This is a genomic window from Streptomyces sp. NPDC059957 (genome assembly GCF_042730015.1).
Taxonomy (GTDB): domain Bacteria; phylum Actinomycetota; class Actinomycetes; order Streptomycetales; family Streptomycetaceae; genus Streptomyces.
The window spans coordinates 8,626-19,956 of the sequence record NZ_JBHWMB010000104.1 but is presented as its reverse complement, the minus strand read 5'-3'; the positions used below and the strand labels follow the sequence as shown (position 1 = coordinate 19,956).

Genomic DNA, 11,331 nt, shown 5'->3' with positions numbered 1-11,331 from the left:
CCCTTTTCTGTCCCGGCCCCCCCCCCCCCCCCCGGGGTGGTGCCTCCGAGGGCGAGCTTGGCGGGCTTCTCGCCGCCGGCTATCGCCTCGGTCATTCCGGTGAGCGCGGAGTTGTTGACCACCGGCGGGGCACGGAAGACGGTGCCGGCCTGCTCGGCCGCCTGCTTGGCGTCGGCGAGCTTCTTGGCGCCCTCCTGGGACTTCGCGCCCATGATGTCCTTGAGGCGCGCGACGTCCTCGTCGGTGCCGGCGGCGACGTACTCGCCGATGGCGATCTCTTCGAGGTACGCGTACGAGGAGAAGGCGACGAGCTGGGCCTTGCGGATTTCCTCGTTCTCGTTCGGCCGCACCAGCAGGTGCGTGCCCACCGAGCGCTGCAGCGAGTTCGCGGCCTTGGACAGTTCGAGCGCGTAGACCATGCGGCCGTACGAGGTCACGTTGCCGGTGCCGAGACCCAGCTCGTTGGAGAACTGCATGAGGTAGTGCTGGACCAGCACGTACCCCTCTTCGGTCGGAATCGGGCCCATTGCCTTGGGGAGGGCCTTCTTCGGCGTCTCCAGCTGCGACAGGTAGGCCGTCTTGCGGACCTGCTCCAGCTTCGGCTCCTCCTGGCGGAAGAGCTCCAGGCGGCGCTCCAGGCCCTGGCCCTCGGGCAGGTCCTTCGCGACCTCGGCGAACTTGGCCTTGGCCGCGTCGGTGGCGGAGTACGCCTTCAGGACGGGCTCGGAATCGCGCTGGCCCTTGAGGAGGGCCTCGGCCGTCAGGTCGCGCTCGTTGAGGAGCGCCTGGCCGTACTCGGCTGCGGCCTGGACGATGACGGCGGTCTTCTCGGCGTCCTTGGCCTCGTCCCAGGTGTCGATGGAGCCCTTCACCTGGAAGCCGCCCATCACCAGTCCGACGAGGACCGGGACGAGCAGGATGGCGTTCAGACGGGTCGGCACACGCCAGTTGCGGGGCGAGAACCTGCTGGTGCTGCCGCTGCTCACGGGTGGTTCCACGGGTACGTCAAAGGATGACGCGGCCGCGCGCGGCGGCGGGGTGAAGTTGCCGCGCGCGGGTTCATCCGCGGGGCTCGAGTTGCTTCGCCTCACTCGACCAACAACCTCTCGGCGGTGCTACTAGCTAGTTCGTTGAATTCCAGCACGGTTAACGGCCGTGTTCCAAACAGTTGAAATCGGCCAATCCTAGAGCCTTATGTCCCACATAAATCGGACATAAAGAGCGTCCTGCGGCAAAAGCGGGGCCAGTTGTGAGCGCAGTGACACCGGACGAACGCACCGTGTCGCCAACTACCGGCAATTCTCTGTCGAAACGTTATGAACGAAGGGGGCGGGCCGTGTCGCATGACACAGCCCGCCCCCCAAAACCAGCCGGTGAAGCCCTCGTTGCGCGGCGCCTCCGGATGAGCCGCTACTTGAGCCGCGCCATCAGGGCGTGCTCGACGAGCGTGATGAGCGCGCTCTTGGCGTCCGCGCGGTGGCGGGCGTCGGTGGTGATGATGGGGGCGTCCGGGCCGATCTGCAGGGCCTCGCGGACTTCCTCCGGGGTGTAGGGCTGGTGCCCCTCGAAGCCGTTGAGCGCCACGACGAACGGCAGGCCGCTGTTCTCGAAGTAGTCGACGGCCGGGAAGCAGTCGGCCAGGCGCCGCGTGTCGACCAGGACGATCGCCCCGATCGCACCGCGCACGAGGTCGTCCCACATGAACCAGAAGCGGTCCTGACCGGGGGTACCGAAGAGGTACAGGATCAGGTCCTGGTCCAGGGTGATGCGGCCGAAGTCCATGGCGACCGTGGTGGTCGTCTTGTCCCCGGTGTGGGTCAGGTCGTCGATGCCCGCGCTCGCGGACGTCATCACGGCCTCGGTGCGCAGCGGGTTGATCTCGGAGACGGCGCCGACGAACGTGGTCTTGCCCACGCCGAAGCCACCCGCCACCACGATCTTCGCGGAGGTGGTGGAGCGAGGAGCCGCTCCGCCGTTAGAGCTTGCGAAGTCCACTGAGAACCCTCTCGAGCAGCGTTACATCCGGCGTTCCGCCGGCCTCTCCATTGCCCGGCTGGTGGATGGCCACCATGCCGGCCTCCGCCAGGTCGGCGACGAGGATCCGGGCGACACCGAGTGGCATGTTCAGCAGCGCGGAGACCTCCGCGACCGACTTGACCTCACGGCACAGGGTGCAGATGCGCTGGTGTTCCGGGAGCAGCCCGGACAGGTGCATCGGATCGGCCGTGGTGCTGACCAGGGCCTCGATGGCGAGCTGGTAGCGCGGTCGGGTCCGGCCACCGGTCATCGCGTACGGACGAACCAGCGGCTGGTCGCCTTCCGAGTACGAGTCTCCGTACTGATCGGAATAGGCGGGGGGCGGGGTCATTGATCCTCCGGGCTGGACAGCAAAGGTCAGCGTGCCGTCTGACGGGGCGGCCGGTGGGGGGACGGTATGACGGCCTGGCGGTGGTACTTGGTTCCGGGGCCGCGGCCCCGGTCCCCCGGCCGGCAGTACCGTCCGGCCGGGAGAGCGGCAGTCAGATGAGCAGGCTTCCCTGCAGTTCCGCGCGCAGGTCCGGGGTGAGGACACTGCCGGCGCGGTCCACGAGGAGGGCCATCTCGTAACCCACCAGGCCGATGTCGCACTCGGGGTGCGCCAGTACGGCCAGCGAGGATCCGTCGGAGACGGACATCAGGAAGAGGAATCCGCGGTCCATCTCGACGACCGTCTGGTTGACGGCGCCGCCCTCGAAGATGCGGGACGCGCCCGCGGTGAGGGAGGTCAGCCCGGAGGCAACCGCGGCGAGCTGGTCGGCCCGGTCACGGGGAAAGCCTTCGGACATCGCCAGAAGGAGGCCGTCGGCGGAGACCACCACGGTGTGGGACACCCCGGGGGTGTTGTCCACGAAGTTCGTGATCAACCAGTTCAGGTTCTGTGCCGCCTGGCTCATCGAACTCAACTATCGCTCCTGCTGGTAAGTGGGGTCGATGTGGTAACTGCCGGTGGCCGGGCCGGTGGTGCCGGCCTGCCGACCCTGCTGGATACCGCGTCGGAGGTTGGTGAGACGCCCGCGGACGTCGTCCGGGGATCGCGAAACCTGGGGGCCGGCCTGTGCTTCGGCCTGCTGCTGCGCGGTGCCGGCCACGAGGTTCGCCCGCGGGACCCGGCGGGGCAGACCCGACGTGGTGATGCCGCCGGCGGCGGGCTGGCGCACGCGCTCGGCCTGCCGCATCAGCTCGTCGTTCGGCGAGGAGCGCCAGCTCACGGTCGGCACCGCGCCGGTGGCCGTCTGCGCGGACTCGGCCGGAGCCGCATCCTGGCCGCGCTGCGGCAGCTGGTTCTGCTGCGGGCGCTGCGGGGCGGCGGGAGCCGGAGCCGCCGGAGCGGACTGCTGCGCCTGCTGACCCGGCTGCTGGGGTACGGCCGTCGGCGCCTGCCCGGGGGCCTGGGCGGCCTCCTGGCGGAACCAGTTCGACTCCAGCGTGTCGAAGATCGGGCTGCGGCCCTCGCCGGTGCCCGGACCGGCCGGGGGCAGCGCCTCCGGACGGGGCGCCTGCGGCAGCCGCGGAGCCTCGGCGCGCGCAGGCGGTACGGGGGCGTAGCCGCCCTGGGGCTGCGGGGCCTGGCCGGGCTGGGCGTAGCCGCCGACACCGGGGCCGCCGGGCCGCTGGGCCTGGAAGTCCGGGCGGGCGAACTGGCCGGTGGAGGCCGGGTCGGCGAAGTCGGGACGGGCGAACTGGCCCGTGGCTCCGTTGTCGTGGCCGGCCTGGCCGCCGCTGCCGCCGGCCTGCGGGGCCGGGGCGTTGAAGTCGGGGCGGGGGAACTCGGACGTGGAACCGGGGCCCGACAGCTCGTCGTGGCCGCGCGGTACGTCGTGCCCGCGCTGGCCGGCACCCCAGCTGGTGGTCTGGGGCATCGCGGAGGGTCCGCCGCCCGCACCCGGGAGCTCCGGACGGGGCGCGCCACCGCGCGGCGGAAGCTGCGGCCGGGGACCGCGGGCGACCGGGCCGCCGGTCTGCTGCTGACCCTGGACCTGCTGCTGCGGGGCCTGCTGCTGGGGCTGGAACGGAGCCTGCTGCTGGGGCTGCTGAGGGCGCTCGAAGCCGTTGCCCTGCGGGAAGCCGCCGGGACCGGACGCCGTGGGGGCGCCGGCCGGACGGGCCTGCGGACCGCCGAAGCCGCCCGGGCCGCCGGGACCGGAGACCGGACCGCGGCCGGGCAGCGGAGCACCCGAACCGAAGGCGCTCTGGGTCTGGCCGCCGGGGCCCTGCTGCTGGGGCCGTCCGCCCTGCGGGCCGGGGCCCTGGGGCTGACCGCCGGGGCCACCGTCACGGCCCGGCAGGGCCGCGCGCTGGTTGCCGGCGGAAACCTGGCCGCGCTGCGGGGCGGCGCCCACGGGGGGACGCGCGCCGGGAGCGGGTATCGAGCCCTGCGCCTGGCCGCCGGGACCGCCCTGACCGGGGGCGCCGGGGGAGCCCTGACCGCCCTGGCCGGGCATCGGGGCCGGCTTCTTGCCGCCCTGGGCCACGTCCACCGGCAGCATGACGAGGGCCGTCGTACCGCCCGAGTCGGAGGGGCGGAGCTGGATGCGGATGCCGTGTCGCAGGGACAGGCGGCCGACCACGAACAGGCCCATGCGGCGGGAGACGGAGACGTCCACGGTCGGCGGCGACGCGAGTCGCTCGTTGATCGCGGCGAGGTCCTCGGGGGAGAGGCCGATACCGGTGTCGTGGATCTCGACGAGCACGCGGCCGTCGGGCAGCGCGTGCCCGGTGACCTTGACCTTGGTCTGCGGGGAGGAGAACGAGGTGGCGTTCTCCAGCAGCTCGGCGAGCAGGTGCACGAGGTCGTTGACGACGCGGCCGGCGACGTCGGTGCCGGGCACCGACGAGAGTTCGATGCGCTCGTACTGCTCCACCTCGGACGCCGCGGCACGGAGCACGTCGACGAGCGGGACGGGGCGCGTCCACCGGCGGCCCGGCTCCTCGCCCGCGAGGACGAGGAGGTTTTCGCCGTTACGGCGCATGCGGGTCGCGAGGTGGTCGAGCTTGAAGAGCGAGGAGAGCTGGTCCGGGTCGGCCTCGCGCGACTCCAGCTCGGAGATGAGCGAGAGCTGGCGCTGGATGAGGCCCTGCGAACGGCGCGAGAGGTTGGTGAACATCGCGTTGACGTTGCCTCGCAGGAGGGCCTGCTCGGCGGCGAGGCGGACGGCCTCACGGTGCACGTCGTCGAAGGCCGCGGCCACCTGGCCGATCTCGTCGCGGGTGTGCAGACCGACGGACTCCACCGTCGTGTCCACGTCCTGCGGGTCGGACTCGGACAGCTGCTTGACGAGCTCGGGCAGCCGGTCCTGGGCGACGCGGGTCGCGGTGTCCTGGAGGCGGCGCAGGGAGCGGATCATCGAGCGGGCCATGACGAAGGCGCCGACGAGGGAGACACCGAGGACGAGGAGGATCAGCGCACCGTTGATGAGCGCGTCGCGCTGCGACTCGTTCTTGAGCTCGCGGGCCTTCTGCTCCATGTCCTCGAGCAGGGTGATCTCGATGGTTCTCATGGCCTGGAGCTTGACGTCGTCCGCGTCGTACCAGTCCATCCAGGACCGCTTCTGCTCCTTGGCGAACTGGCCCTGGTTTCCGAGGACGCGGCGCGCGTAGCCGTCGGCGGTACCGATCTCCTGGTTGCCGTCGCCGAGCGAGGCGAGGAGCTCCTCGGGCTTGCCCTGGTAGGCGAGTTCGAAGGTCTTCTGCGCCTGCTCTTCGCTGTTCTGCGCGGAGCGGGCGTAGAGCCGGTCGTTCTCGCTGATGCTGCCCGGCTTCGAGGTGTCGGCCGGGAGTGCGGCGGCGATGATCGCGCGCTGGATGGAGGCGTACTCCTTGGCGGAGGAGAACGCGGCCAGGGCGCGGGTGCGCTTGATCATCTCGGGGTTCGAGGTGGCCTGCGCCATCTCCTGGGAGAGCGAGAGCAGCGAGACGACCAGCGAGTTGTACTCGGTGACGGTCTGCTGGGCGCCGTTCTGGTAGGCGGTCTTGCGGATCTCTTCGAGGTTGTTCAGCCCGTGTGCGATCTGCAGGATGCTGTTGCGGATCGACCTGAGCGTCTCGTCGTTGCCCTCGGCGACATCGACCTTGTCGGTCGCGGCGACGAAGGCCCTGACGGCGGAGTCGGTCGAGTCGCGGACACCCTTGACCAGGGTGTTGGGCTTGCCCGACTTGTCGACGGACAGCGGACCGGCGGAGTTGTCACGCTCGGCCTGGAGCTGGGCGGCCAGGTTGGTGGCCTGCCGGGTCATCGTCGTCAGCAGCTGCATGTGCTCCAGCTGCGCGATGTCGTTGAGCGAGTCGTTGATGCGGAAGCCACCGAGGGTGGTGGCGGCGACGACAGGCAGGGTCAGCAGCGACACCAGTCGCGTACTGATGCGCCAGTTCTGCATGGCGAGGCGGGAGCCGGACCCACGGGAGGTCTGGGGTATCGCGACGTCGCGGCTGCCCGACTCGTCGTCGGCCTTGGAGCCGCCCTTGGGCTTGGCGCGGCCCTTGGGCTTCACCGCGGCGGAGCCGTCGGGGCCCCCGCTCTCGACAGCCGGCCCGCGGTTCTGGGCGTGCTGGGGCGAGGAGCCACGGTCGGTCCCGCCGCGCGGGTCCTGCTCCGGCGCGGCTTCCCCACGGCCCTGACGGGCCTGGGGAGACCCCTTGTCATCCCTCTTGAATCGTCCCTGCACTAGCGTCGCAACCTCTGGACCAGGCGTCCCGCCGGGCGACCGGTGGGACGGTGTCGAGTCGTGGGGCAATGCGCCCCATGGTGGTCGTCGGTGACCGGCGCGTCTCCCTCTCCGTTGCCGCCGCGCTCGGCGCTGTCTCGCGCCACCTGCGCGCCGGCTGATTCCCGCGGCGGTCCCGCGAATTCCAGCACAGAGGCGGATCTCCAACAAGGTGCGAGTCCCGCCCTGGACAGTCGGTCACGTCTGGTGACGCGTGCACTACCCGTCGTGCGTGCCAATTCGTACGGAATCGGACTTACGCCGCCCAAACTCCGCGCCTGACATGCTGTCCCAGTCGCGATGATCGGGAGCGGAATGACGCATTCAGTGGCGCAATGCCCGTTTTGCGGGGTGGGATTGACTGCCCGTTATGCCCGTAATGCCTGGCCGCTGGTGAGCAAACTCACATAGCCGTGGCCATTACTTCCCGGTTCGGCGGGGGATTCAGATGTTTAGCCTTGAGCTTTACAGGGTTGCCGCGAGCGACAAGTGGCACTTTGAAGGCATCCCGGCGGCACCCGCCGCCACCATCCGACCTAGTGAGCCGAGGGCTTCCCACTCCGATGAAGACGACGATGATGTTCCGCAACATAGCCAACCCGCGCCGCACCACCCTCGCGCACCTCAAGGACGCCGAGGAGCTGCAGGCCGTGCCGGTCCCGGAGCACACCGTCGAGCTGCCGACCCAGACCGCGAACCCGCGCCGCACCATCCTCATGGACGCGCCGGTCGCCACCGCCGCGCCGTAGTCGACATCCCCACCCCGGCAGAAAGCCGCGCGAGGCGTCGGCCCCCACCGCGTTAGCCTGGAGCCCGCAGACTCCAGCCAGCGGAAATACAGAGGGGCAGACGCAACACGTGCGCATCGCCAGGTTCTCGATCGACGGCAATGTCGCGTTCGGCGCGGTCGAGGGCAGCACTGCCCTCGCGGCGTCCGAAGGTGAGCTCGTCCTCGACATCATCAAGGGCATCCCGTTCGCGGACTTCGAGCTCTCGGGCACGAAGGTCCCGCTGAGCAAGGTCCGACTGCTGCCGCCCGTGCTCCCGAACAAGGTCGTGGCCATCGGCCGCAACTACGCGGAGCACGCGGCGGAGCTCGGCAACGAGGTCCCGGACGTCCCGATCACCTTCTTCAAGCCCTCCACCTCGGTGGTCGGCCCGGGCGACCCGATCGCGTACCCGTCCTTCTCCCAGGACCTCCACCACGAGGCGGAGCTCGCCGTGGTCATCGGCCGCATGTGCCGCGAGGTCCCGCGCGAGCGCGTCAAGGACGTCATCCTCGGCTACACCTGCGCCAACGACGTCACCGCGCGCGACGTCCAGCAGCGCGAGAAGCAGTGGGCCCGCGCCAAGGGCTTCGACAGCTCCTGCCCCCTCGGCCCCTGGATCGAGACCGATCTCGACCCGAGCGACCTGGCCATCCAGTGCACCGTCAACGGCGAACAGCGCCAGCTCGGCCGCACCAGCCAGATGATCCGCTCCATCGAGGACCTGATCGTGCACATCAGCGAGGCCATGACGCTGCTCCCGGGCGACGTCATCCTCACGGGGACCCCGGCCGGAGTCGGCCCCCTGAACGTCGGCGACGAGGTCGCCGTCACCATCGAAGGCATCGGCACTCTCACCAACAAGGTGATCAAGCGTGGCTAACGCGACCCCCCGTGTACGTTTCTGTCCGTCCCCGACCGGCAACCCCCACGTGGGTCTGGTCCGCACGGCCCTCTTCAACTGGGCGTTCGCCCGCCACCACGGCGGTACGTTCGTCTTCCGCATCGAGGACACCGACGCGGCCCGCGACTCCGAGGAGTCCTACGGCCAGCTGCTCGACTCGCTGCGCTGGCTCGGCTTCACCTGGGACGAGGGCCCCGAGGTCGGCGGCCCGCACGCCCCGTACCGCCAGTCCGAGCGCATGGACATCTACAAGGACGTCGCGCAGAAGCTCCAGGACGGCGGCTACGCCTACCACTGCTACTGCACCACCGAGGAGCTGGACGCCCGCCGCGACGCCGCCCGCGCCGCCGGCAAGCCCTCCGGCTACGACGGCCAGTGCCGCGACCTCTCCGCGGAGCAGAAGGCCGCGTACGAGGCCGAGGGCCGCACCTCGATCGTCCGCTTCCGGATGCCCGACGGTCCGATCACCTTCACGGACCTGGTCCGCGGCGAGCTGACCTTCACCCCGGACAACGTGCCGGACTTCGGCATCGTCCGGGCCAACGGCGCCCCCCTCTACACGCTCGTCAACCCGGTCGACGACGCGCTGATGGAGATCACCCACGTCCTGCGCGGCGAGGACCTGCTGTCCTCCACCCCGCGCCAGATCGCGCTCTACGGGGCCCTGATCGAGCTCGGCATCGCCAAGGCCGTACCGGCCTTCGGCCACCTGCCGTACGTGATGGGCGAGGGCAACAAGAAGCTCTCCAAGCGCGACCCCGAGGCCTCGCTCAACCTGTACCGCGAGCGCGGCTTCCTCCCCGAGGGCCTGCTGAACTACCTCTCGCTGCTCGGCTGGTCCTTCTCCAAGGACCAGGACATCTTCTCGATCGAGGAGATGGTGGAGAAGTTCGACATCCCGGACGTCAACGCCAACCCGGCACGCTTCGACCTCAAGAAGGCCGAGTCGATCAACGCGGACCACATCCGCCTGCTCGACCCGAAGGCCTTCGCGGACCGCTGCGCCCCGTGGCTCCAGGCCCCGCACGCCAACTGGGCGCCCGAGGACTTCGACGACGCCGCCTGGGAGCGCATCGCGCCCTACGCCCAGACCCGCGTCACGGTCCTGTCCGACATCACGGCCAACGTCGACTTCCTGTTCCTGAAGGAGCCGGTCGAGGACCAGGCCTCGTGGGACAAGGCGATGAAGGGCGACCCGGCGGCCCTGCTCACCACGGCCCGCGAGAACCTCGCCGCCGCGGACTGGTCGGACCCCGAGTCGCTCAAGCAGGCGGTCCTCACCGCCGGCGAGGCCCACGGCCTCAAGCTCGGCAAGGCCCAGGCCCCGGTCCGCGTCGCCGTCACCGGCCGCACGATCGGACTCCCGCTCTTCGAGTCCCTCGAGATCCTGGGCAAGGACCGCTCCCTGTCCCGCATCGACGCGACCCTGGCCAAGCTCAGCGCCGCGTAAGCAACACCCCGCCCGTCCCTCAGGGGCGGCAGCCGACCGCTACATCAGCGAACGGCTGCCGCCCCTGAGGCGTTCCGCGTAGGGTCGCCCGTATGGCGATCCGTGCGGTGCTCTGGGACATCGACGACACCCTTTTCGACTACACCGGGGCCGACCGGGCCGGGCTCGCGGCGCACCTGGCCGCCGAGGGGCTCGCGGCGCGGTACGGGACCGCGCGCGAGGCGCTCGCGCTGTGGCGGCGGATCACCGACCGGCACTGGGAGCGGTTCGCGGCCGGGGAGGGCACCTTCCAGGGACAGCGCCGGGACCGGGTGCGGGAGTTCCTCGGTGAGCCCGCGATGAGCGACGCCGGGGCCGACGACTGGTTCGGGCGGTACGTGGAGCACTACACGGCCGCCTGGGAGATCTTCCCCGACGTGGTGCCCGTACTGGACGCCCTGGCCGGCGGCTACCGGCACGGGGTGCTCTCCAACTCCTCCGTGGTCAACCAGGACCCCAAGCTGCGCCACCTCGGCCTGCGCGACCGCTTCGAGGTCCTGGTGTGCGCCGTGGAGCTGGGCGTCAGCAAGCCCGAGGCCGGGGCCTTCCTCGCCGCGTGCGCCGAGATGGGGCTGGAGCCGGGGGAAGTGGTCTACGTGGGAGACCAGCCGGAGATCGACGCGCGCGGCGCCCGTGACGCCGGGCTGACGGCCGTGTGGCTCGACCGGGACGGATCGCGCGGCCCCGGCCCCGAGGGCGTGCACCGGATCGCCGGACTCGACCGGCTCCCGCAGGTGCTGGCCGGGGATACCCGTTTTGGAGCACGGTCAGCCATCCGGTAATGTTCTTTCTGCGCCGCCCGCTCGGGCCGAAAGACCGGGCCGGAGGCGCTAACCGAACGAAAGTCCCTCAGGGTCTTGCGTTTTGGTGGGCTATAGTGTAATTGGCAACACGAGAGTTTCTGGTTCTCTTATTCTAGGTTCGAGTCCTGGTAGCCCAGCGCAGTTCAGTAGTGACGCAGTGCTTGCCCCCGTTGTGTAGCGGCCTAGCACGCCGCCCTCTCAAGGCGGTAGCGCCGGTTCGAATCCGGTCGGGGGTACAGATCCTTCCCGTGAGATTTCCAGGGTCGCACCCGGATTTTTTGATGCAGGATCGCTAGGGCCCCCGTTGTGTAGCGGCCTAGCACGCCGCCCTCTCAAGGCGGTAGCGCCGGTTCGAATCCGGTCGGGGGTACGGTGTCTAGCTGGTCTAGACCTGTGGGCTATAGTGTAATTGGCAACACGAGAGTTTCTGGTTCTCTTATTCTAGGTTCGAGTCCTGGTAGCCCAGCGCAGTACCGCAGTAACAGCTAGCCCCCGTTGTGTAGCGGCCTAGCACGCCGCCCTCTCAAGGCGGTAGCGCCGGTTCGAATCCGGTCGGGGGTACGCACAGAAGAGGGCCTCCGCATTTATCGAGGAGGGCCCCCCCGCTTTTTTCTGACGGGCGCGGGAG

Annotated in this window: 9 protein-coding genes and 5 tRNA genes; 9 read left to right on the top strand and 5 right to left on the bottom strand. The window is 70.1% G+C overall.

The features are described 5' to 3' along the window. The 5 genes from ACFWBW_RS38320 to ACFWBW_RS38300 all read right to left on the bottom strand — a co-directional run. Positions 1-1,091 (bottom strand): nitrate- and nitrite sensing domain-containing protein (locus ACFWBW_RS38320; RefSeq protein WP_385383331.1); only part of this gene is annotated, 1,091 nt, incomplete at its 3' end. A gap of 319 nt (positions 1,092-1,410) precedes the next feature. After that, on the bottom strand, positions 1,411-1,995 hold the full coding sequence (locus ACFWBW_RS38315) for an ATP/GTP-binding protein (RefSeq protein ID WP_243337754.1): 585 nt from the start codon (positions 1,993-1,995) through the stop codon (positions 1,411-1,413). After that, positions 1,976-2,368: a DUF742 domain-containing protein gene (locus tag ACFWBW_RS38310; protein WP_243337752.1), complete on the bottom strand. Its 393-nt coding sequence runs from the start codon at positions 2,366-2,368 to the stop codon at positions 1,976-1,978. The genes ACFWBW_RS38315 and ACFWBW_RS38310 overlap by 20 nt, the downstream gene beginning before the upstream one ends. Positions 2,369-2,519: 151 nt before the next feature. After that, entirely contained in the window at positions 2,520-2,933 is a 414-nt protein-coding gene (locus ACFWBW_RS38305; RefSeq protein WP_008739864.1) for a roadblock/LC7 domain-containing protein, read from the bottom strand. Positions 2,934-2,942: 9 nt separating this feature from the next. Beyond that, the gene (locus tag ACFWBW_RS38300) at positions 2,943-6,701 is read right to left on the bottom strand and encodes a nitrate- and nitrite sensing domain-containing protein (RefSeq protein WP_385383328.1); all 3,759 of its coding nucleotides are present in this window, start codon (positions 6,699-6,701) and stop codon (positions 2,943-2,945) included. A gap of 602 nt (positions 6,702-7,303) precedes the next feature. Between ACFWBW_RS38300 and ACFWBW_RS38295 the strand changes: the two genes are divergently transcribed. The 9 genes from ACFWBW_RS38295 to ACFWBW_RS38255 all read left to right on the top strand — a co-directional run bounded on the left by ACFWBW_RS38295 (position 7,304) and on the right by ACFWBW_RS38255 (position 11,264). Beyond that, complete coding sequence (locus ACFWBW_RS38295; protein WP_385383325.1) at positions 7,304-7,489, top strand: hypothetical protein; 186 nt, start codon at positions 7,304-7,306, stop codon at positions 7,487-7,489. Positions 7,490-7,598: 109 nt separating this feature from the next. Beyond that, entirely contained in the window at positions 7,599-8,390 is a 792-nt protein-coding gene (locus ACFWBW_RS38290; protein WP_385383322.1) for a fumarylacetoacetate hydrolase family protein, read from the top strand. Further along, the gene (gltX, locus tag ACFWBW_RS38285) at positions 8,383-9,861 is read left to right on the top strand and encodes a glutamate--tRNA ligase (RefSeq protein ID WP_385383319.1); all 1,479 of its coding nucleotides are present in this window, start codon (positions 8,383-8,385) and stop codon (positions 9,859-9,861) included. The genes ACFWBW_RS38290 and gltX overlap by 8 nt, the downstream gene beginning before the upstream one ends. A gap of 92 nt (positions 9,862-9,953) precedes the next feature. Then, the gene (locus ACFWBW_RS38280) at positions 9,954-10,682 is read left to right on the top strand and encodes an HAD family hydrolase (RefSeq protein ID WP_385383315.1); all 729 of its coding nucleotides are present in this window, start codon (positions 9,954-9,956) and stop codon (positions 10,680-10,682) included. Positions 10,683-10,768: 86 nt separating this feature from the next. Beyond that, positions 10,769-10,840: transfer RNA gene (locus ACFWBW_RS38275), tRNA-Gln, on the top strand. Positions 10,841-10,866: 26 nt separating this feature from the next. Then, positions 10,867-10,939 (top strand) — tRNA-Glu (locus ACFWBW_RS38270). A 61-nt stretch (positions 10,940-11,000) separates the two neighbouring features. After that, a tRNA-Glu gene (locus ACFWBW_RS38265) sits at positions 11,001-11,073 on the top strand. A 24-nt stretch (positions 11,074-11,097) separates the two neighbouring features. Then, a tRNA-Gln gene (locus ACFWBW_RS38260) sits at positions 11,098-11,169 on the top strand. 22 nt (positions 11,170-11,191) lie between these two features. Next, positions 11,192-11,264, top strand: a tRNA-Glu gene (locus tag ACFWBW_RS38255). Positions 11,265-11,331 lie beyond the last annotated feature (67 nt).

Excerpts from the sequence above, each read along its gene's own strand:
- ACFWBW_RS38310 (WP_243337752.1), bottom strand. The coding sequence starts at position 2,368 with ATGACCCCGCCCCCCGCCTATTCCGATCAGTACGGAGACTCGTACTCG.
- ACFWBW_RS38305 (WP_008739864.1), bottom strand. The coding sequence starts at position 2,933 with ATGAGCCAGGCGGCACAGAACCTGAACTGGTTGATCACGAACTTCGTG.
- ACFWBW_RS38295 (WP_385383325.1), top strand. The coding sequence starts at position 7,304 with ATGAAGACGACGATGATGTTCCGCAACATAGCCAACCCGCGCCGCACC.
- ACFWBW_RS38280 (WP_385383315.1), top strand. The coding sequence starts at position 9,954 with ATGGCGATCCGTGCGGTGCTCTGGGACATCGACGACACCCTTTTCGAC.